This is a genomic window from Streptomyces sp. NPDC012508 (assembly GCF_042902595.1).
In the GTDB taxonomy this organism is placed as follows: Bacteria; Actinomycetota; Actinomycetes; order Streptomycetales; family Streptomycetaceae; genus Streptomyces.
Window position 1 is genome coordinate 576,051 of record NZ_JBIBEO010000001.1, and the last position, 21,056, is coordinate 597,106.

Here is a 21,056-nt window from a genome sequence, read left to right on the forward strand (position 1 = left end):
GGGATCTGCGGCGGCGGCACCCGAGGGACGGCTCCTGCGCGGAACGGGCGCCTGAGGGCCGGGGCGCCCGACGAGCTCCGCGGTCAGGTACGGCCCTCCTTCTCCTGGGCGTCCTTCAGCGCCTCCGAGGCGGCCGCCCAGCGGGCCCGTACGACGGTGAAGCCGGCTGCCTCGGCCGCGTCGCAGACCAGCTCGTCGTCGTCGACGAGCATCCGGATCTCACGGTCCCGGCCGAGCCGGCGCAGGATCTCCAGCTTGGTGTGACGGGCGGGGCGGAAGTCCCGGTCGCGCCGCATGTGCAGGGCACCCTCCGGCAGTCCCTGCACGGCCAGCCAGGCGACGGTGTCCCGGCGACAGCGCTCGGGACGCCCGGTCAGGTAGACGATCTCGCACTCCTCGGCGGCCTCCAGGCACAGGGCGACGCCCTGTGCGAGCGGCGGGTCCTGCGGCGCCGCGGCGAAGAACGCCGCCCAGTCGCGCGGCCGGCGCTCCAGGAACCGCTGCCGGTGCGCGGTGCCGGCGAGGGTGTTGTCAAGATCGAACACGGCGAGGGGGCTGCTGGTACGCGTCACACGGACAGCGTAGGCAGCCCGGGCGTGAGCGCGAACACGCGGCCCGCCGGGGCCTGGGCACGCGGACCGCCGGGGGACGCGGGCACGCGAGACCGGGGCCGGGCCTGGGCACGCGGACCGCCGGGGGACGCGGGCACGCGAGACCGGGGCCGGGCCTGGGCACGCGGACCGCCGAGGGACGCGGGCACGCGAGACCGGGGCCGGGCCTGGGCACGCGGACCGCCGAGGGACGCGGGCACGCGAGACCCGGCCCGGGCACGCGGCCCGGGGAGGCGTCGGCCCTCCGGGAATCCTTCGCGCCGCCGCGCGTTGAACGGAGCGTGACCTCTTCTCTCGGCGGCATCCGATTCTCCCTCCTCGACCGTTCCCGGACGCGGGAGGGCGAGGACGGGGCCGTCGCCCTGCGGGCGAGTGTGGAGCTTGCGCGGGAGGTGGAGGCGCTCGGGTACCACCGGTTCTGGGTTTCGGAGCACCACAGCGTGCCCGGTGTGGCCGGCTCCGCGCCGACCGTCCTCGCGGCCGCCGTGGCCGCCGCCACCTCGACCATCCGGGTCGGCACCGGCGGGGTGATGCTCCCCAACCACCAGCCGATGGTCGTCGCCGAACAGTTCGGCGTCCTGGAGTCGCTGTTCCCCGGCCGGATCGACATGGGCCTCGGCCGATCCGTCGGCTTCACCGACGGGATCCGGCGCGCGCTCGGCCGGGACAAGGAGGACGCCGACCGGTTCGGCGAACAGCTGGCGGAGCTGCTCGGCTGGTTCACGGGCACCCAGACCGCCCATCCCCAGGTGCACGCCCGCCCGGCCGAGGGCCTGCGGGTCCCGCCGTACGTCCTCGCGACCGGCGAAGGCGCGTCGATCGCCGCCGAGGCCGGACTGCCGCTGGTCATCGGCGATCTGCGGGGCAGGGAGCGGATGCTGGGCGCCGTCGACACCTACCGGTCCGCTTTCCGGCCGTCCGCGTGGGCCGAGGAGCCGTACGTCGTGATCGCGGGTACGGTCGCCGTGGCCGCGACCGAGGAGGAGGCACGGAACCTGCTGATCCCGGAGGCGTGGTCGCTCGCGCACTCCCGCACCCAGGGCGTCTTCCCGCCCCTCATGCCCGTCGAGGCCGTCCGGCGGCTCTCCATGACCGACAAGCAGCGCGGCTTCTTCGAGTCGGGCCTGACCGGGCATGTGTGCGGCACGGAGGAGCAGGTCGGCGACGCGCTGGAGCGCGTGGTGAAGGAGAGCGGGGCGCAGGAGGTGCTGGTGACGACCAGTACGTACGACCGTGCGGCGCTGCTCGACTCGTACCGCCGACTGGCTCGCGTGGCGGGTCTGACCAGCGCAAACACCTAGAATTACGGAATGCCCGACACTCCCCTCGACGGCCACGACCCGTACGTCCGCGTCCGCGGCGCCCGCGAGCACAACCTTGCCGGCGTCGACGTGGACGTCCCGCGCGACGCGATCGCCGTCTTCACCGGGGTGTCCGGCTCCGGCAAGTCCTCGCTCGCGTTCGGGACGATCTACGCGGAGGCCCAGCGCCGCTACTTCGAGTCGGTCGCGCCGTACGCCCGGCGGCTGATCCACCAGGTGGGGGCACCGAAGGTAGGCGAGATCACCGGGCTCCCTCCGGCGGTCTCCCTCGAACAGCGCCGCTCCTCGCCGAACGCGCGCTCGTCGGTCGGCACGGTCACCACCCTGTCCAACTCGCTGCGCATGCTCTTCTCCCGCGCCGGTACGTATCCGGCGGGGGCACCGCGGCTCGACTCCGACGCGTTCTCACCCAACACCGCCGCCGGCGCCTGCCCCGAGTGCCACGGCCTTGGCCTGGTCCACGAGACCAGCGAAGAACTGCTGGTACCGGACCCGGAGTTGTCGATCCGGGACGGGGCGATCGCCGCCTGGCCCGGTGCGTGGCAGGGCAAGAACCTCCGCGACGTGCTGGACACGCTCGGCCACGACGTCGACCGTCCCTGGCGGGAGCTCGACGCGAAGGACCGGGAGTGGATCCTCTTCACGGAGGAGCAGCCGGTCGTCACGGTCCATCCGGTACGGGAGGCGGGGCGCATCCAACGCCCCTACCAGGGCACGTACATGAGCGCGCGGCGCTATGTGATGCACACCTTCTCCGACTCGAAGAGCGCCACGCTGCGGGCGAAGGCCGAGCGCTTCCTGACCAGCGCGCCGTGCCCGGTGTGCGCGGGCGGCCGGCTGCGTCCGGAGGCGCTCGCGGTGACGTTCGCGGGCCGGACGATCGCCGAACTGGCCGCGCTGCCGCTGACGGTGCTGGCGGGGCTGCTGGGCGACCACGACGGCTCGGAGACGGCGCGGGTCCTGACCGAGGACCTCGTCGCGCGGATCGGCACCGTGACCGAGCTGGGCCTCGGCTATCTCAGTCTGGACCGCACCACCCCGTCGCTCTCCAACGGCGAGCTCCAACGGCTGCGGCTGGCCACCCAGCTGCGCTCGGGTCTCTTCGGAGTCGTGTACGTCCTCGACGAGCCGTCCGCGGGTCTGCACCCGGCCGACACCGAGGCGCTCCTGGTCGTCCTGGACCGCCTCAAGGCGGCCGGCAACACGGTGTTCGTGGTCGAGCACCATCTCGATGTGATCCGCCACGCCGACTGGATCGTGGACGTCGGCCCGCGGGCAGGAGTGCACGGCGGCCGCGTCCTGCACAGCGGTCCGCCGCACGGACTGGCGGACGTGGAGGAGTCGGCGACCCGCCGCTTCCTCTTCGACCGTGCGCCCGCTCCCGAGCGTACGGTGCGCAGGCCCACCGGCTGGCTGCGCACCGGCCCGGTCACCCGGCACAACCTCAAGGCCGTCGAGGCGGCTTTCCCGACCGGTGTCCTCACGGCGGTGACCGGGGTCTCCGGGTCGGGCAAGTCGACCCTGGTCGGCATGCTAGGCGAGGAACTGGAGGGTGTGGAAAGGCTGGTGACGGTGGATCAGAAGCCGATCGGCCGGACACCGCGCTCCAACCTCGCCACGTACACGGGTCTCTTCGACGTGGTGCGGAAGCTGTTCACAGCCACCGAGGAGGCCCGGGCGCGCGGGTACAAGGCGGGTCGGTTCTCGTTCAACGTGCCCGGCGGGCGGTGCGAGACGTGCCAGGGCGAGGGCTTCGTCTCGGTCGAGCTGCTGTTCCTGCCGAGCACGTACGCCCCCTGCCCCGACTGCCGGGGCGCCCGCTACAACCCGGAGACGCTGGAGGTGCGGCTGCGCGGGCTCACCATCGCGGAGGTCCTGGATCTGACGGTCGAGTCGGCGTCGGACTTCTTCGCCGGCACCCCGGCCGCCGCGCGCAGCCTGCGCACGCTGCTGGACGTCGGCCTCGGCTATCTGCGGCTCGGCCAGCCGGCGACCGAGCTCTCCGGTGGCGAGGCCCAGCGCATCAAGCTCGCCGCCGAGCTCCAGCGGCTGCGCCGCGGGCACACCCTCTACGTCCTGGACGAGCCGACGACAGGGCTCCACCCGGCCGACGTGGAGGTGCTGATGCGCCAGCTCCACGGCCTGGTCGACGCAGGGCATTCGGTGGTCGTCGTCGAGCACGACATGGACGTGGTCGCCACCGCGGACTGGGTCGTGGACCTCGGCCCCGGCGGAGGTGAGGAGGGGGGCCGGATCGTCGCCGAGGGGCCACCGCGCGCGGTGGCCGCAGCGCCGGAGAGCCGGACCGCGCCCTATCTCGCGGCCCGGCTCGACGGCTGAGGCCCGTCCGGTTCCCTCCGGCACCGGCTACGCGGGCTCGACGAACTGGACCTCCAGGCTGACCTTGATCACGTCGCCGAGAAATCCGGGCGCGAAGTCGAGGCCGAAGTCGCTGCGGCGGAACTCGCCGGTGGCGTCGAAGCCCGCGTGCCGGCTGCCGTCCACCGGTACGTCGACGACGCCGCCGAACTCGACGTCGAAGGTGATCGGGCGGGTCACGTCCCCGATGGTGAGGTCCCCCTCCAGGGTCCACTCCTCCCCCGCGCCGCCGATCCGGGTGGAGCGGAAGGTCATCGTGGGGCGCTTCTCCACGTCGAGCAGGTCGGCGGCCCGCACATGCGCGTCTCGGTCCGCGTTGCCGGTGTCGATGGAGGCGAGCGCGACGGTCGCGGTGATCGAGGAGTCCGCCAGGCTCTCGCCGACGACGAGCTCCGCGTCCAGGTCGTTGAAGCGGCCGCGCACCTTGGAGATGCCGAGGTGACGGATGGTGAAGCCGACGGCGGAGTGCAGCGGGTCGAAGGCCCAGCGGCCGGCGGTCAGCGGAAGTGCGGTCGAGCTGGTCTGCTGTTCAGTGGTCATGGCTCCACGCTGGGGCCTCGCCGTCCCACGAGGAAGGCCGCGCCGAGACGGGTAGTGGCGGAGCCTGGTAGTGACAGGGCCACCCTCGCGGCGCCCCGTGCTCGTACGATCGTGGAGTGAGCGACAACGAACTGGGGGCGTTCCTGCGCGCCCGACGCGAGGCCCTGTCCCCGGCCCAGGCCGGGCTGCCGGCCGGGACACGCCGCCGGACCCCGGGGCTGCGACGGACGGAGCTGGCGATGCTCGCCGGGATCAGCGTCGAGTACCTCGCCCGCCTCGAGCAGGGCCGGGACCGCAACCCGTCGGCCCAGGTCCTCGGCGCGCTGAGCGACGCCCTGCGACTGCCGCTCGACGCCCGGATCCATCTGCGGCGGCTGCAGAAGATCGAGCACCACCAGCACCTGTGCTCGGCGGCTCCGGTACCGGCCCGCGAGGTGCGGTCCACGGTGCGCGCGCTGGTCGACCGGCTCGGCGAGACGCCGGCCTCGGTGTCGAACATGCTGGGTGAGATCGTCGCGTACAGCGACGGCTTCGCGCGGCTCGCGGGACCGGTGGGCCTGCTCGACGGCGATCCGCCGAGCATGCCGCGCTTCGTTCTCACCGATCCGCGGGCCCGTGAGGTCTACCCGGACTGGGACCGGGTCGCCGACCAGCAGGTGGCGGGACTGTACTTGGGTGTCACCGGCTCCGATCCCGCGATGGCCGAGCTGGCCAGGGAGCTGACGGTCACCGCCGGTGCGGCGTTCTCGGACCGGGTGGCCGACGCCGGCCTCCTGCCGGAGCGCTCGGGGGTCGAGCGGCTGGTGCACCCCGAGGCCGGCGAGCTGCGTCTCGCGTACGAGGTGCTCGATCTGGAGACCGACGGTCAGCAGCTGGTGGTACGGCTGCCCGCCGACGAGGCGTCCTCCGCCGCCCTGGACCGGCTCGTCGGCCGCCGGCCGGGCACCTTGCGCGCGGTCGGCGGCTGAGCCGGCGCCCGTCGCGTGGCGGGCGGAGCGCTGAACGTACCTACCGGCGGCCGGACTTGCGTGTCGCGCGCAGCCACTCCTTGTTCATGGCCGCGATCGACGGCAGCGGGATCCCCTTCGGGCAGGCCGTCGCGCACTCCCCGGTGAGGGTGCAGCCGCCGAAGCCTTCGGCGTCCATCTGGCCCACCATGTCCAGGACGCGGGTCTCGCGCTCCGGTGCGCCCTGGGGCAGGACGTTCAGGTGGTTGACCTTCGCCGAGGTGAAGAGCATCGCCGAGCCGTTCGGGCAGGCTGCCACGCACGCGCCGCAGCCGATGCACTCGGCGTGCTCGAACGCGAAGTCGGCGTCGGCCTTCGGCACCGGCGTCGCGTGGGCCTCGGGGGCCGAGCCCGTGGGGGCGCTGATGTAGCCGCCGGCCTGGATGATGCGGTCGAAGGCGGAGCGGTCGACGACCAGGTCCTTGACGACGGGGAAGGCGGAGGCCCGCCAGGGCTCGATGTCGATGGTGTCGCCGTCGCGGAAGGACCGCATGTGGAGCTGGCAGGTGGTGGTGCGCTCGGGACCGTGGGCGTCGCCGTTGATGACCAGGCTGCACGCGCCGCAGATGCCCTCGCGGCAGTCGTGGTCGAACGCGACGGGGTCCTCACCGCGCAGGATGAGCTCCTCGTTGAGCGTGTCGAGCATCTCCAGGAACGACATGTCGGAGGAGATTCCGTCCACGTCGTAGGTGGACATGGCGCCGGGGGCGTCGGCGTTCTTCTGGCGCCAGACGCGCAGGGTGAGCTTCATGCGTAGCTCCGCTGGGTGGGGTGGACGTACTCGAAGACGAGGTCTTCCTTGTGCAGGACGGGGGCTTCGCCGGTTCCGCCGAACTCCCAGGCCGCCGCGTACGAGAACTCCTCGTCGCGGCGAGCGGCCTCGCCGTCCGGCGTCTGGGACTCCTCGCGGAAGTGGCCGCCGCAGGACTCGGCGCGGTTCAGCGCGTCGAGGCACATCAGCTCGGCGAGCTCCAGATAGTCGACGATCCGGTTGGCCTTCTCCAGCGACTGGTTGAACTCCTCGCCGGTGCCCGGGACCTTGATCCGGCGCCAGAACTCGTCACGGATCTGCGGAACGCGGTCGAGCGCCTTGCGCAGGCCCTCGTCGGTGCGGGCCATGCCGCAGAACTCCCACATCAGTTCGCCGAGTTCACGGTGGAAGGAGTCCGGTGTCCGGTCGCCGTCCACGGCGAGCAGCAGGTTCAGCCGGTCCTCGGTCTCGGCGAGCGCCTCGCGTACGGCCGGGTGCTCGTCGGTGACCGGCTGCGCGTGCGGGTGGCGGGCGAGGTAGTCGTTGATGGTGGAGGGCAGGACGAAGTAGCCGTCGGCGAGGCCCTGCATCAGCGCGGACGCGCCGAGCCGGTTGGCACCGTGGTCGGAGAAGTTGGCCTCGCCGATGGCGAACAGGCCCGGGACGGTGGTCTGGAGGTCGTAGTCGACCCAGAGTCCGCCCATCGTGTAGTGCACGGCCGGGTAGATCCGCATCGGGACCTCGTACGGGTTCTCCGCCGTGATCCGCTCGTACATGTCGAAGAGGTTGCCGTACTTCTCCTCGACCGCCTTGCGGCCCATCCGCCGGATGGCGTCGGCGAAGTCGAGGTACACCCCCTGGCCTCCGGGGCCGACACCGCGGCCCTCGTCGCAGACGTTCTTCGCGGCGCGGGAGGCGATGTCGCGCGGGACGAGGTTGCCGAAGGAGGGGTAGATGCGCTCCAGGTAGTAGTCGCGCTCGTCCTCGGGGATGTCGGCGGCGGGGCGGGTGTCGCCCTTCGCCTTCGGGACCCAGATGCGGCCGTCGTTGCGCAGCGACTCGCTCATCAGGGTGAGCTTGGACTGGTGGTCGCCGGTGCGCGGGATGCAGGTGGGGTGGATCTGGGTGAAGCAGGGGTTGGCGAAGTACGCGCCGCGCCGGTGGGCCCGCCAGACCGCGGTGGCGTTGGAGTTCATGGCGTTCGTCGACAGGTAGAAGACGTTGCCGTAGCCGCCGCTGGCGAGGACCACCGCGTCCGCGTAGTGGGTGGAGATCGCGCCGGTGACCAGGTCGCGGGCGACGATCCCGCGCGCCCGGCCGTCGACCACGATCAGGTCGAGCATCTCGGTGCGGGCGTGCATCTCGACGTTGCCCGCGGCGATCTGCCGGGAGAGCGCCTGGTACGCGCCGAGGAGCAGCTGCTGGCCCGTCTGACCGCGGGCGTAGAACGTGCGGGAGACCTGGACGCCGCCGAAGGAGCGGGTGTCGAGGAGTCCGCCGTACTCGCGGGCGAAGGGGACGCCCTGGGCGACGCACTGGTCGATGATCTCGACCGAGATCTGGGCGAGCCGGTGGACGTTGGACTCGCGGGCGCGGAAGTCGCCGCCCTTGACGGTGTCGTAGAAGAGGCGGTGGATGGAGTCGCCGTCGTTGCGGTAGTTCTTGGCGGCGTTGATGCCGCCCTGGGCGGCGATGGAGTGGGCGCGGCGCGGGGAGTCCTGGTAGCAGAACTGGACGACGTGGTAGCCCTGTTCGGCGAGCGTCGCGCCGGCGGAGCCGCCCGCGAGGCCGGTGCCGACGACGATGACGGTGTGCTTGCGGCGGTTGGCGGGGTTGACCAGCTTGGCCTGGAAGCGGCGGGTGTCCCAGCGTTCCGCGATCGGGCCCGCGGGGGCCTTGTGGTCGACGACCGGCTCTCCGGTCGTAAAGTCGAGGAAGCTCATGTCAGCTCACCACTCCGGTCATGACGGCTACGGGTACGGAGATGAAGCCCACGGTCAGGACGAGCGCGAGGCCGTTCGCGAGGGCCTTGAGCAGCCGCTCGCGGCGGGCGCTGCCGACGCCGAGGGTCTGGGCGGCGCTCCAGAAGCCGTGGCGGACGTGGAGACCGACGGCGAGCATGGCGACGATGTAGATGACGTTGCCGTACCAGGTGGAGAAGGTGTCCACGACGTTCTCGTACGGCCGGCCCTCCTGGAAGCCGCCGGGGTGGACGGTCCCGGTGGTCAGGTCGAGGACGTGCCAGACGATGAAGAGGGCGACGATGATCCCGCCCCAGCGCATGGTGCGGGTGGCGTAGGAGGAGCCCTTGCGGCGGTGGACGTAGCCGGTGGGGCGGGCCTTGATGTCGCGCCTGCTGAGCTGGTAGGCGGAGACGGCGTGGGCGACGACGGCGGCGACCAGCACGATCCGGACGAGCCAGAGGGCCCAGGAGTAGTGCAGGACGGGGGCGCCCATGGTGCGCAGCCAGTGGCCGTACTCGTTGAACTCCGCGGGGCCGAAGAAGACCTTGAGGTTGCCCATGACGTGCGCCACGAGGTAGCCGAGCATCAGCAGGCCGCTGACGGCCATCACCGTCTTCTTGCCGATGGTCGACGACCAGAAGCCGCGGGGGCGGGTGGGCGGCGGGGGTGCCGCCTTCGTTGCCAGAGCCATGCGACCGACGGTAGAGCCGAAGGGCCCGAGAGGTCCAAGACATGGTCCGGCTCATCTCGATAGGCTCAGCCTATGCAGTTCCAGCAGCTTCAGTACTTCGTCGCGGTGGCCGAGACCCGGCATTTCACGCGCGCCGCCGAGCGGGTGCACGTCTCCCAGCCCTCGCTCTCGCAGCAGATCCGGGCCCTGGAGAAGGAGCTGGGGGCGGAGCTGTTCAGCCGGGCGCGGGGGAACATCGCGCTGACCGACGCGGGCGAGGCGCTGCTGCCTCTGGCGCGCCGGATCCTGGCGGACACGGACACGGCGCGGCACGAGGTGCAGGAGCTGGTGCAGCTCAGGCGGGGGCGGGTGCGGCTGGGCGCGACGCCGAGCCTGTGCACGGGGCTGCTGCCGGACGTGCTGCGCGCCTTCCACGACCAGCACCCGGGGATCCAGCTGCTCATCGAGGAGGGCGGCTCGCACGATCTCGTACGGGAGCTGGCGCGGGGCGCGCTCGACCTGGCGCTCGTGGTGCTGCCGCTGCCGACGCCGTCCCCGGCGCTGACGACGGTGGAGCTGCTGCGCGAGGACCTGGTGGTGGTGTCGAGCGCGGCGGCGGCCGCGCCGGCCCGGCCGGTGCGGATCGCGGATCTGCGCGACCAGCCGCTGGTGATGTTCCGGCACGGCTACGACCTGCGGGAGCTGACGGTGGCCGCGTGCCGGGCGGAGGGCTTCGAGCCGACGTTCACGGTGGAGGGGGGCGAGATGGACGCGGTGCTGGGGTTCGTACGGGCCGGTCTAGGTGTGGCGGTGGTCCCGGCCATGGTCGCGGCGCGCGCGGGCCGCGACCTCCGTGTCACGGCCCTGGCGCGCCCGGGCCTGCGCCGCACGATCGCCCTGGCCCACCGCAGCGACGTGGCGCCACCTCGCGCGGCGAGGGAGCTGCAACGCCTGCTCCTGCACTCGGCATGACCGTCACGCCCGGATCACGGGCAACCCTGCCGCGCCACCGTGGGCAACCGTCCCGCGCTGGCGTGGGCAACCGTCCGCGCGCCGTAGGCAACCGTCCCGCGCCGCCGTGGGTAACCGTCCGCGCCGCCGGCAGCCGTCCCGCACCGCCGTGGACATGCGTGCCGCCCTGCCGAACGACTGCCCTCACCGCGGGCCGGGGTCAGAGGGGTCCGTCGGCGTCGTCACACCGCGTCCGCCAGGAGCAAGGAGTGGATCCGGTCCGGGGCGCCCGGGCGGGCGTAGTACCAGCCCTGGGCCGTGTCGCAGCCCAGTTCACGCAGCTGCTGCGCCTGCGCGCCGGTCTCCACCCCCTCCACCGTCACCGCCAGTTCCAGGCTGTGCGCCAGCGAGACGATCCCCTCCACGATCTTCAGATCGACCGGGTCCGCCGGATGCTGCTGCATGCCCTGGGTGAAGGAACGGTCCAGCTTGAGCACGCTCACCGGCAGCCGGCGCAGATTGGCCAGGTTCGAGTACCCCGTGCCGAAGTCGTCCAGCGCGATGTCCACGCCCATCTCGGCGAGCTGCCGGAGCGGCTTCAGGAGGTCGTCGTCCGCGCCGATCAGCGCCGACTCGGTGACCTCCAGGCACAGCGCACCCGGCTCGAGCCCCGACCGCTCCAGGACGTCGACGGTGTCGGCGACCAGGCGCGGGTGGTGCAGCTGGGTCGGCGAGAGGTTGACGTTGATGCGCAGCGGGCCGCCGTCGGCGTGCCGGGCCTGCCAGAAGCGGGCCTGCCGGACGGCCTCCTGGAGCACCCAGCGACCCAGGGGCACGATCAGTCCGGTGTTCTCGGCGAGCGGTATGAACCGGTCGGGCCCCAGGACGCCGTGCTGCGGATGGCACCACCGTACGAGTGCCTCGGCGCCGTGCACGCTGCCGTCGCCGAGGTGCACCAGCGGCTGGTACTCGATGAAGAACTCGCCGCGCTCCAGGGCCGCCGGAAGCGCGGTGGTCAGCCCGTGGCGGGTGATCGCGCGGGCGTCGGCCTCGGCGTCGGCGAACTCGAAGCGGTTCCCGCCGGCCGACTTGGCGCGGTACATGGTGATGTCGGCGCTGCGCAGCACCTCCGCCGGGGTCCGCTCCCCCGCCGGGCCCTCGACGACACCGACGCTGCCGCGGACCGTCAGCTCACGGCCGTCGATCCGGACGGGGGTGGCGAGCGTGGCGAGGATACGGTTCGCCAGCTCGACGACCTCCCGCTCGGTGTTCGGGCCGGTGGTCAGCGCGACGAATTCGTCGCCGCCGAGCCGGGCCACCATCTCGCCCGGGGCTGTGGCGCAGCTCTGCAGCCGGTCGGCGACCTCGACGAGCAGCCGGTCACCGGTCGAGTGGCCGAGGCTGTCGTTGATGGCCTTGAAGCCGTCCAGGTCGAGGTAGCAGAGGCCGAAGCGGCCGCCGTCGGCCGGGGTGAGCGCCTTCTCCAGGCGCTCGAAGAACAGGGTCCGGTTCGGCAGACCGGTGAGCGCGTCGTGAGTCGCCTCGTACCGCAGGCGCAGGTTGAGCAGCCGCCGCTCGGTGGTGTCCTCGAGGAGCGCCAGCTGGTACTGCGGGAAGCCCTCGGCGTCGCGCAGCAGCGAGACCGTGAGATTGGTCCACAGGACGGTGCCGTCGCCCCGGTAGTACGGCTTCTCGACGCGGTAGTGCTCGCGCTCGCCGCGCACCAGCTCGTCGTAGAGCTTCCAGACGTGCGGGCCGTCCTCGGGGTGGGCCCACTCCCTGACCTTGCGGGCACGGATCTGCTGGTCGAGACCGCCGAACATCCGGGTGAGGGTCTCGTTGACCTCGAGGACGTTCCCTTCGAGGTCGGCGATGCCGATCCCGACCGCCGCTCCGTCGAAGACCGCCCGGAAGCGGCTCTCCGTGGCGTGCAGGGCGACCTCGGCGGCGTTCCGGGCGCTGAGCGCGGAGCGGGCGATGGCCTCCTGCTCCGCGCGGGTCCGCTCGCGCAGGGCCTGCGCGAAGCCGGCCGCCATGGCGTGCTGGAGCCGTGAACAGCGGGCCCGCAGCTCCTCCGTGGAGGTGCGCTCCTCGTCGCCGCAGTAGAGCACCAGATATGCGTCGATGACCCCGAGGGTGCGGCTGAGCGCGTCGGGTTCCGTGCAGTGGATGCCGACCAGCGCGGCACCGGCGCGGTGCGCCGGTGCCGTGTCGAAGGACCGGTCGTGCAGCGCGGTACGCAGCTCGCGGGCGAGCGGCATCAGTTGCTGCTCGAACTCGGCGCGGGTCATGGAGGTGGCCGTGACAGGGAAGGTGGCCCGGCTCCAGATGGTGACGAACCGCCGGAGTCTGTCTTCGAGGCTGTCCGGTTCCGCGCCGGAGCCTGACGGCTGCGACGGCACCTTCACGCCTTGCGCCCCACACCTGCGAAGCCCGAGAAGGCGTAGGGATCCTCCTCCTCGACCGGGCTCTCGGGCCGCCATTCCGGCATGGCCACCAGGCCCGGCTCGACCGGCTCGCAGCCGTCGAAGAAGCTGCTGATCTCGGCGCGCGAGCGCATGACGAGGGGGTTGCGGATCCGGCGGTACACCCCGACGGTGCCCTCGGCCTGGTCCTGCGTCAGCGGGATGCCCTCGTAGGAGGCGTGGGTCAGCACGAGCAGGCTGCCCGGGGCGAGCGCGTCGAGCAGCTCGGCGACCGCCGCGCGCGGATCGTCCTCGTCCTCCAGGAAGTGCAGGACGGCCACCAGCAGCAGCGCCACGGGCCGTTCCAGGTCGAGGAGTTGGCGCACCTCGGGGCTGTCCAGGATCTCCCGGGGCTTGCGCAGATCGGCCGCGACGACGGCGGCGCGGTCCTCGCCCGCGAGGACGGCCCGGCTGTGCGCGACGGCCACCGGGTCGTGGTCGACGTACACGACGCGTGCGTCGGGCGTCGCGGCCATGGCGACCTCGTGGACGTTGCCGAACGTCGGGATGCCGGAGCCTATGTCGAGGAACTGGGTGACTCCCTCGGCGACGGCGTACCGCACGGCGCGGCGCATGAAGGCACGGTTCGCCTGCATCACCTTGGGGAGTCCCGGCATGAACTCCATGGCCTTGCGGGCCGCTTCGCGGTCCACCTCGAAATTGTGCGAGCCGCCCAGATAGAAGTCATACATTCGGGACACGCTCGGCACCGAGATATCGATGCCCGGCGGGGCCCAGGCGGGACGCTCCATCAATGTCTCCAACAGGTCAACCACGGTTGATACGGCCAGGTGTTCGCGGCCGGTGTTCGAGCCGAGGCTACTGATCGCCCGTCGCGAGAGCGAGTGGAAACGGAAATTCGCGGTCCGTTCTTCGTCACACGCCATTGGCACGTGCGAGAGGAACGGAGAGTTCACGCCTTCAGCTCGTGCATTTTCACGTGCATATGGACGTGCGCCGGCCCGCCGTCACCCGTGGGGTGACGGCGGGCCGACAGGCCGGAAGCGCGGCGCGGGGGACCTACTTGGGCGCTCCGACCAGCTTTCCCTCGGGGGACACGGCGTACCAGGTACCGCCCACACCTTGGCCGTTGGTGTCTCCGGGCGCCTCGTCGCCGGCGAAGGTGTAGAGGGGCCAGCAGTCGATGGTCTGCTGCTTGATGCCGTCGGGCCGGTCGAAGGTGACGTAGCCCTTCTTCGTGATGCCCTCGATGTCGTTCTTGTCCACGGGGGCGACAACCGGCCACTTCTCCAGGCAGGCGCCGGTGCAGGCCGTCTTCATGGGCCAGGCGGAATCCTTCTTGAAGCGGTAGACCGTCATTCCTCGCGAATCGACCACGATGTCACCGAGCTTGGGATCCTTGCGCACCGAGAGCCCGGCCGCGTCCGTCACCGGCTCCTCCTCGGCGCCTTCCTCGGCCGCTCCGCCGTCGGCCGCCGCCGAGGCCTTCTTTCCGTCGGGGGCGGAGGCGAACCAGGTGCCGCCGACACCGTGACCGTTGACGTCTCCGGGCTTGGTGTCCTTGGCGTACCGGTACATCGGCCAGCCGCCGAGCGTCAGTTGCTTGCTGCCGTCGGCGCGGGTCACCTCACCGAGCAGCGAGGCGTCCACACCGGCCGGGGCCTTTGCTCCGTCCGGACTGACCACGGGCCACGCCTTGGCGCAGTCGCCCTCGCAGGTGGCCTTCGGCGGGGAGGAGGAGTCCTTGTCGAAGCGGTAGAGGGTGAAGCCCTCGCTGTCGGTGACCACCTTGCCGAGCTGCTTGGTGGACGCCACCGCCATCTGCCCGGCGGGCTCCGCCTCGCCGCCGCCGCTGTCGCCGTAGCCCCCGGAGGCGTATCCGCCCGAGCTGTAGCCGCTGTCCGCGGGGGCACCGGCCGGGTTGGCGGCTCCCGCCGGCTGACCGCCGAGTGTCTGGTCGCCCTTCTCCTGACCGCACGCCGTCGTCAGTGCGAGCATCGCCGCCGCCGTCAGTGCGAGCGCCGCGTTCCCCCAGGTCTTCATGTCAACTCCCGTTGCCTCATTGCTTGTCGGCGCAGCCTCTGCGGCCGCTTCCCGGCATTGGATACGGGGCCCGGCGGCGTCGTACTCAACGGCGCCGAAGAAATCTTTCGGAGATCGTCAAACCGGTGTGCTCCGAGATCCCCTCCATCCGGGGAATCCGGCGCGATTCCCGGCGTGGTGCGCCAGGACTGTGATGATGCTCTTCGGCGTGCCTCTGTACGGATCTCTCCTCGCGCGGCCACTGGCGGCCGCCGCGCTGCTGTCGCTGCTCGCCATACCGGCGCCCGCCGCCGCCGATGCCTGCGCCTACGCCGTGACCGGACCGGGCGGCTCGAACACCTCGGTCGCGGTCGCCGGTCCGGGCACCTGTTCGCCGACGCCGAGCCCACCCCCGTCGCCGAGTCCGGAACCCACCCCGGAGCCCACGCCCGAACCGACTCCGGAACCCACGCCGGAGCCCACGCCGGAGCCGACACCGCCGAAGCCCGCGCCACCACCCCCTCCCGAACCCGCGGATCCGCCGCCCCCGCCACGGCCCGCCCCACCGACCCGTAAGCCGCCACCGCTACCCCCGGCACCGGCCCCGCCACCGCCACGGGTGACCAGGGCGCCCGCTCCCCCTCCGCCGTCCCCGACGCCGTCGCTGCGTCCGCGGCCGCCGGCCGCCGCGCCCGTCGCCCTGCCCGAGTACCGCCGAACCGCGCGGCCCCAACCCACGGGCGGGCCCTCACTCGTGTCCTTGATGCTGCTGGTCACCGCCCCCGCGGTGCTCGCGACAGCGATCCTGCGTCCCCGCTCCCGCTGAGCCCCGCCGAAGGAAACACCATGTCCGAATGGCTTGTCCTGACCATCGCCATGGCAGCCGCCTGTGCGGTCGTCCTCACCATCGTCGTCATCAACAACCGCCGGGTGCCCGACGACGACGACCCCAGCGAGACCCCCGACGTCATGGAGTACATGACCATGATGATCGGCGTGATCTACGCGATCGTGCTCGGCCTCGCCATCGCCGGGGTCTGGGAGGCGCGCGGCGCGGCCCAGGAGACGGTGCGCCAGGAGGCCCAGGCGCTGCACGAGATCTCGGCCCGGGTCGAGGTCTACCCGGCCGACGTCCGGGACCGGATCCGGTCCGACGTCGACGCGTACGTCTCGTACGTGGTCGACGAGGAGTGGACCCACATGTCCGAGCACGGCGAGCTCAGCGAGCAGGGCACCCGGCTCCTGGAGCAGGTGCGCCGGAGCGTGAGCGACTACCGGCCGGCCGACGACCACGAGGGGCAGGCGTACCAGCCGCTCGTGGACCAGGTGGCCGTGGTGGACGACGCGCGGGGCGCCCGGGGGCAGAACGCGGGGGCGACCATGCCCGGGGTGGTGTGGTTCGGCCTGATCATCGGCGCGCTGGTGACGGTCGGACTGATCTTCACCCTGCAGATCCGGCGCACCGGCCGGGAACTGCTGCTCGCGGGTCTGTTCAGCGCGCTCATCGCCTTCCTGCTCTTCCTGATCTGGGACTTCGACGCGCCCTTCGGGCGCGGCATCTCGGCGACGGCCACCCCGTTCACCGACCTGTTCCCGCATCTCACGAGCTAGAGCCGGCGCGACACGCCACGGGGCCGGACGGGGGACATCGATCCCCCATTCGCACGTCTGGGATCGCGGCTGTGGTAATGCACTCCTAGCGTCTCCGGTATCGAGGTGTATGCCCTGTCCTTGTGCGGAAACCGCTTCCGCGGCTGCTCCTCGGAGACCCGGAGGAACCCATGCGCGCGATACGTGCCGTGTCCACAGCCCTGCTGGGGGCGGCCACCCTCGCCCTGGCCGCTCCCGTCGCCTCCGCGGCGGACGGCGCACCCGCACCGAACCCCCAGGCCGCCGGAGCGAAGGCACCGGGCGATTTCGTCGTGACCCCCTCGCTGGTGGCGCCGGGCGGCCGGGTGACGCTCACCGCGCCCGGCTGCCGCAGTACGGCGATGGCGTCGGCGGGCATCTTCGACACGGTGACCATCGCCCCCGGATCCTCGGCCACCGCAACGGTGGACGCGGACGCCCGGCGCGGTGCCGTCTACACGGTGGCGTTCAACTGCACCGGTGGCATCACGGACACCGTCAATCTGACCATCAGCGGCACCACGGCGACCGCGACGACCAGCTCGACCATCCTCACCACCCCGCGGGGTGTCCAGGGCGGTCTCGGCGGTTCGGTCGACGAGGTCGACACGGTGATGCTGGCGGCCGGTGCGGGCCTGGTCCTCGCCGCCGCCACCGGAACCGTCTTCGTCGTACGACGCCGGTCGACACACGGCGGCGGCCGGCGGCACTGACGGCGGGGGCTGGGCCACACCGCCTCCCCCGCTCCACCGCTCACCGCCTCTCCTCAGCAAACCCGCTTGAACCCCCGCAAGCCCGTCAGCAAACCCGCTTGAACCCCCGCAAGCCCGTCGCCCCCGGCTCCTGATTCAGGAGTCGGGGGCGACGGGCCTACAGGGCCGACCGGGAGGCTCGGCGGTCAGGCCTTTCCGCTGCTCATACGGCGCCGGGCGATGAAGAGACCACCGCCGAGCGCTGCCGCGGCGACGAGCGAACCGCCGACGGCCATCTCCGTGGAGCTGGGCGCGAGCGAGCCGCCGAGGCCGCCCTGCGCGCCCTGACCGGCCAGCACGCGGAACGTCTGGGTGAGCGTGCGGCCGCCGCACTGGACGGCCAGGTTGTACTGACCGGGCGTGGCGTGGTCGTGGATACGGGCGGTGGCGGTGGACACCCCGTTGACGTTGCCGGAGAGGGTGACCGTCGGGAAGGCGTTGGACGTGACCCGGCCGCCGGGGCAGTTCCGGACGGAGATCGTGAGGATGCCGCCCTGGTGCACGGCCTGGGGGGAGACGGTGACGCTGTTGGCGCCGTCACCTCCCCGGTCGACCTGGTGGGCAGCGCTGACGGCCAGGTGGTCGGGCCCGTGGGTGGCGGCGGCGAGTGGGGCGGCGAGCCCGACCGCCGCGAACGCGGTGGCGGTCACCGCCAGAGTGCGTGCAGCACGCATGGTTGAACCTCCAGTGGAAGACGCCCCAAAGCGGTGCTCCGGGAAGTTCGACGAGTACGCCTTCCATGACGAACCCTCACAAGTGGTGGCGAACCGCGCATTTCGACACTGGTCCACCCCGGTGAGGCGACACGCCGGGGAAATGACCCTGAATCTGACGGAGCCGCAGGTCACAGGCCGTCAGGGTGATTGTCAGACGAATACTCGGATGGGTCATCGTCCCCGTCACCCGGCCTGCCCTCGGGTACGAAGGGCCCGGGCCCCGCTCACAGCCTCCCGGCACCCGCGCGGCACCCGTCCGGCGCCCGGGCGCCACCCGTTCGCCCCGCTCTGATCGCCGGTCCGGCCCGCCGCCCTTACCGTTCTGACGACGCCACGAAGGGAGAACCATGCGGCCCAAGGACTTCAGCGTCTTCGAGCCGAGAAGGATGCGCCGGCCGTGGGGCGTCCTGACTCTCGTCATGCTGTCCGGTCTGGCGATGATGCGCAATGGAGTCGACGTCGAGCTCGGCCCGCCGCAGCCCGCGGCCGCCGCGGCTCTCGACACCCGTCTGACCGGGCCCGCGCCCCCCGTGTCCGCCGGCCTGGAGCCCCTTCCCCACGCCCCCGCCTCGCGCATCAGGATTGCCTCGATCTCGGTCAACGCCCCGATCATGGACGTGGGCCTGGACGTGGCCGGGTGGATCGAGGCACCGCCCCCGCAGGACCCCAACATGGCGGGCTGGTACCAGAACGGCATCGCGCCCGGGCAGCGCGGCACGGCGGTCGTCGTCGGCCATGTCGACAACGAGGCGGGCCCCGCGGTCTTCTACGGCCTCGGCTCGCTGGAGAAGGGCCAGCACATCGAGGTGGAGCGGTACGACGGCCGGGTCGCGGTCTTCGAGATCTACGGCATCGAGGTGTACTCCAAGAACGACTTCCCCGGGGCCGCGGTCTACGGCGACAACGGGGGGCCCGAGCTGCGGGTCATCACCTGTGGTGGCGGCTACTCCCGGGCGCACGGCTACGACGGCAACGTGGTGGTCTACGCCCGCATGATCGGCTCCAACTGAACGGTCGGCAGCCCGCACGAAGGCCCCCGGCGCCCTGGAGCGCCGGGGGCCTTCGCCGTACCGGCTCAGCGCCGGGGGACGGTGATGCTGTAGCCGGCGTCGAGGAGTTCGGGCAGGTACCGCTTGAGCGCGGCCACGCTCTGGGAGCGGTCGCCGCCCGCGTCGTGCGAGAGGACGACGACGCCGGGCGCCGCCCCGTCCAGGACCGCGCGCACGATGCTGCCGGCGCCCGGCTCCTTCCAGTCGAGGGTGTCGACGGTCCAGGCGAGCGGCTCCATGCCGAGCTCGGCGCCGATCTCGAAGGAGTGCCGGTTCCACGCCCCGAACGGGGCGCGGTACCAGAGCGGGGCCGAGCCGAGGATCTTCTCGACCAGGTCGCTGGTGGAGCCCAGCTCGTCCCGGATGCGGGACGGGCGCAGCTTGGGCATCAGGGGATGGGACCAGGAGTGGTTGCCGACCACATGCCCGTCGGCGGCCATCTCCCGCACCAGGTCCTGGTTCTCGACCGCCATCTCGCCGCAGACGAAGAACATCGCCCGGCAGCCGTGACGGCGCAGCGTGGCGAGGATCTCCGGGGTGTACCGGGGGTCGGGGCCGTCGTCGAAGGTGAGCACCATCGAACGGCCGACGCCGGACATCCGCAGGAACGGCCGCTGCCGGACGGGCGGTACGGCCCGGCGGTAGGCCGGGGGGGCGTACGCCGTCATCGGCTGGAGCCGGTACGAGGACGGCCTCAGCCGCGCGCCCGGCTGCGGCCCCGCCGCCGGGCCGCCGCCGGAAGCCGGCCGGCCGGCCGGTCCGGACGCCTCCGGCGCGGTGCCCGGAGGCGCCGCGAGACGGTCTGCCGAGAGGACTCCGACCGTGGCTGTGGCCCCGAGGGCGGCGGCGATGCGCAGGATCGTCCGCCGCCCACTGGTCTTCTCATCCTTTTTCATGACTAATAGCTCGCACGGCCGAACGCCGGTGCGCCTCATCCACACCGACGGCCCGCCCGAAAGCACCCGATGGGCGCACACCGACGGAGGGTGCGCGCCCTGGAAGGCCGGGTCCGCCGGCGGCCCTACTCCCCCATCACCAGGCCGTCCTTGGCGGCCCCCCGCCCGAGGACGACGTCGCGGATGGAGTCGCGTACGGCGGTGAGGGGTTCACCCTCCTTGATGGCGGCGTTGAGGTTGACCACCCGGCCACGGCCCGTGTCGAACCACTGCGGGAGGAATTCCGCCCTGGCGACCTCCCACCGCGCGCCGGTGGCGGTGGGAGGGGTGAAGGCGAAGCGCGCGAGGGTGCCCTGGTTGCCGCGGGGGTCGAAGGCGCCCTGATGGTTGACCATGTCACCGGCGATCTGGTCCCCCATCCCGTAGACGACCCAGGTGCCGTTGACCTTCTCGTACGCCTGCGGGACATGGGCGTGGGTGCCGAGGATCAGGTCGATGTCGGGCCGGCCTGCGCTCTTCGACGACGTGAGGGACCGGCCGAGGGTGAGCTGGCGTTCGTCCGGGGCGGTCTGCCACTCCGTTCCCCAGTGGATGCTGACCACGACGACGTCGGCGCCCGCCTTCCGGGCGGCCCGGGCGTCGGCGACGATCTTCTCCTCGTCGATCAGATTGACCGCCCACGGCTGCCCTGCCGGCAGGGGATAGCCGTTGGTGTCGTAGGTGTACGCGAGCTGGGCGACGGTCGCGTCGCCCGCCTTGAGCAGCGTGGGGCGCGCGGCCTCCTCGGCGGTGCGGGCCGAACCGGCGTGCCGAACGCCCGCCTTGTCGAGGGCGTCGAGGGTGCGGGCGAGCCCGGCGGCGCCGTCGTCCAGGGTGTGGTTGGAGGCGGTGGAGCAGGAGTCGTACCCGGTCGACTTGAGGGCGGGGGCGATCTCGGGCGGGGAGGTGAAGGCCGGGTAGCCGGTGTAGGGCCCGCCCTCCGGTCCGTACACCGTCTCCATGTGGCAGATCGCCAGATCGGCACCCGAGACGACGCTCTTGACGGCGGAGAACATCGGCCGGAAGTCGTATCCCCGGCCCTTCGCGTCGGCGGCGGCCCTGCGGATGATCGAGTCGTGGGGCAGGACGTCGCCGGAGGCGACGAGGGTGAAGCCGGTCCGCGCGGAGGCGCCGCCGCCGACCGGGGAGGGGACGGTGGGGATCCCGGGGTCGGGCCGCGCGGACGGGGCGTCGGCGCCGCCCGCACAACCGGCCGCCGCCGCGAGCAGGACCACCGCGAGGGCCGCCGCCCCGTGTTTCGTACGCTGGGTCATCTGCCGACTCCGCCCGATTCATAGGATAAACAGCTTTCCTGATGAATTGACAGGGGAT

General features: G+C 72.2%; 18 protein-coding genes. 7 read left to right on the forward strand and 11 right to left on the reverse strand.

Annotated features, from left to right (window positions below; all coding sequences use genetic code 11):
- Window positions 1-83: 83 nt before the first annotated feature.
- Window positions 84-572: a hypothetical protein gene (locus ACFY8U_RS02350; protein WP_389564535.1), complete on the reverse strand. Its 489-nt coding sequence runs from the start codon at window positions 570-572 to the stop codon at window positions 84-86.
- Between the two features lie 320 nt (window positions 573-892).
- On the opposite strand from ACFY8U_RS02350, the gene ACFY8U_RS02355 reads away from it, so the two are divergent.
- A complete protein-coding gene (locus ACFY8U_RS02355) occupies window positions 893-1,912 on the forward strand; it encodes an LLM class flavin-dependent oxidoreductase (RefSeq protein WP_389564538.1) in 1,020 nt (339 codons plus the stop codon).
- Between the two features lie 9 nt (window positions 1,913-1,921).
- The gene (locus ACFY8U_RS02360) at window positions 1,922-4,273 is read left to right on the forward strand and encodes an ATP-binding cassette domain-containing protein (RefSeq protein ID WP_389564540.1); all 2,352 of its coding nucleotides are present in this window, start codon (window positions 1,922-1,924) and stop codon (window positions 4,271-4,273) included.
- Between the two features lie 27 nt (window positions 4,274-4,300).
- Here ACFY8U_RS02360 and ACFY8U_RS02365 read toward each other — a convergent pair whose 3' ends face one another.
- Complete coding sequence (locus tag ACFY8U_RS02365) at window positions 4,301-4,852, reverse strand: YceI family protein (protein ID WP_389564543.1); 552 nt, start codon at window positions 4,850-4,852, stop codon at window positions 4,301-4,303.
- Between the two features lie 116 nt (window positions 4,853-4,968).
- Here ACFY8U_RS02365 and ACFY8U_RS02370 point away from each other — a divergent pair, with 116 nt between their 5' ends.
- A complete protein-coding gene (locus ACFY8U_RS02370; RefSeq protein WP_389564546.1) occupies window positions 4,969-5,820 on the forward strand; it encodes a helix-turn-helix domain-containing protein in 852 nt (283 codons plus the stop codon).
- Window positions 5,821-5,860: 40 nt separating this feature from the next.
- Here ACFY8U_RS02370 and ACFY8U_RS02375 read toward each other — a convergent pair whose 3' ends face one another.
- Genes ACFY8U_RS02375 through ACFY8U_RS02385 form a run of 3 tightly spaced genes read right to left on the reverse strand, consistent with a single transcriptional unit; the run spans window position 5,861 to window position 9,265 of the window.
- Window positions 5,861-6,610: a succinate dehydrogenase/fumarate reductase iron-sulfur subunit gene (locus ACFY8U_RS02375; protein ID WP_361595893.1), complete on the reverse strand. Its 750-nt coding sequence runs from the start codon at window positions 6,608-6,610 to the stop codon at window positions 5,861-5,863.
- Window positions 6,607-8,553 (reverse strand): fumarate reductase/succinate dehydrogenase flavoprotein subunit, encoded by a 1,947-nt coding sequence (locus tag ACFY8U_RS02380; protein ID WP_389564548.1) that lies wholly within the window; start codon window positions 8,551-8,553, stop codon window positions 6,607-6,609. The genes ACFY8U_RS02375 and ACFY8U_RS02380 overlap by 4 nt, the downstream gene beginning before the upstream one ends.
- A gap of 1 nt (window position 8,554) precedes the next feature.
- Window positions 8,555-9,265: a succinate dehydrogenase gene (locus ACFY8U_RS02385; protein WP_389564550.1), complete on the reverse strand. Its 711-nt coding sequence runs from the start codon at window positions 9,263-9,265 to the stop codon at window positions 8,555-8,557.
- A 72-nt stretch (window positions 9,266-9,337) separates the two neighbouring features.
- On the opposite strand from ACFY8U_RS02385, the gene ACFY8U_RS02390 reads away from it, so the two are divergent.
- Window positions 9,338-10,216: a LysR substrate-binding domain-containing protein gene (locus ACFY8U_RS02390; RefSeq protein WP_361666453.1), complete on the forward strand. Its 879-nt coding sequence runs from the start codon at window positions 9,338-9,340 to the stop codon at window positions 10,214-10,216.
- A gap of 221 nt (window positions 10,217-10,437) precedes the next feature.
- Here the strand turns inward: ACFY8U_RS02390 and ACFY8U_RS02395 are convergent, their stop codons facing one another.
- From ACFY8U_RS02395 to ACFY8U_RS02405, 3 genes are all read right to left on the reverse strand, one after another.
- Entirely contained in the window at window positions 10,438-12,603 is a 2,166-nt protein-coding gene (locus tag ACFY8U_RS02395; RefSeq protein ID WP_389564553.1) for a putative bifunctional diguanylate cyclase/phosphodiesterase, read from the reverse strand.
- Window positions 12,600-13,412, reverse strand: coding sequence for an SAM-dependent methyltransferase (locus ACFY8U_RS02400; protein WP_389564556.1), 813 nt, complete (start codon window positions 13,410-13,412; stop codon window positions 12,600-12,602). Before ACFY8U_RS02400 ends, ACFY8U_RS02395 begins: the two co-directional genes overlap by 4 nt.
- 268 nt (window positions 13,413-13,680) lie before the next feature.
- A complete protein-coding gene (locus ACFY8U_RS02405) occupies window positions 13,681-14,664 on the reverse strand; it encodes an SCO0930 family lipoprotein (protein ID WP_389564559.1) in 984 nt (327 codons plus the stop codon).
- An 825-nt stretch (window positions 14,665-15,489) separates the two neighbouring features.
- On the opposite strand from ACFY8U_RS02405, the gene ACFY8U_RS02410 reads away from it, so the two are divergent.
- The gene (locus tag ACFY8U_RS02410; protein WP_361431244.1) at window positions 15,490-16,254 is read left to right on the forward strand and encodes a DUF4239 domain-containing protein; all 765 of its coding nucleotides are present in this window, start codon (window positions 15,490-15,492) and stop codon (window positions 16,252-16,254) included.
- 170 nt (window positions 16,255-16,424) lie between these two features.
- Window positions 16,425-16,985, forward strand: coding sequence for a hypothetical protein (locus tag ACFY8U_RS02415; RefSeq protein WP_361643805.1), 561 nt, complete (start codon window positions 16,425-16,427; stop codon window positions 16,983-16,985).
- A 185-nt stretch (window positions 16,986-17,170) separates the two neighbouring features.
- Here ACFY8U_RS02415 and ACFY8U_RS02420 read toward each other — a convergent pair whose 3' ends face one another.
- On the reverse strand, window positions 17,171-17,698 hold the full coding sequence (locus ACFY8U_RS02420) for a hypothetical protein (protein ID WP_361755778.1): 528 nt from the start codon (window positions 17,696-17,698) through the stop codon (window positions 17,171-17,173).
- Window positions 17,699-18,087: 389 nt separating this feature from the next.
- Between ACFY8U_RS02420 and ACFY8U_RS02425 the strand changes: the two genes are divergently transcribed.
- Window positions 18,088-18,750, forward strand: coding sequence for a class F sortase (locus ACFY8U_RS02425; protein WP_389564563.1), 663 nt, complete (start codon window positions 18,088-18,090; stop codon window positions 18,748-18,750).
- A gap of 65 nt (window positions 18,751-18,815) precedes the next feature.
- On the opposite strand, the gene ACFY8U_RS02430 is transcribed toward ACFY8U_RS02425, so the two are convergent.
- Both ACFY8U_RS02430 and ACFY8U_RS02435 read right to left on the reverse strand, forming a co-directional pair.
- The gene (locus tag ACFY8U_RS02430; protein WP_389564566.1) at window positions 18,816-19,685 is read right to left on the reverse strand and encodes a polysaccharide deacetylase family protein; all 870 of its coding nucleotides are present in this window, start codon (window positions 19,683-19,685) and stop codon (window positions 18,816-18,818) included.
- A 125-nt stretch (window positions 19,686-19,810) separates the two neighbouring features.
- A complete protein-coding gene (locus ACFY8U_RS02435) occupies window positions 19,811-20,998 on the reverse strand; it encodes a CapA family protein (RefSeq protein WP_389564568.1) in 1,188 nt (395 codons plus the stop codon).
- Window positions 20,999-21,056 lie beyond the last annotated feature (58 nt).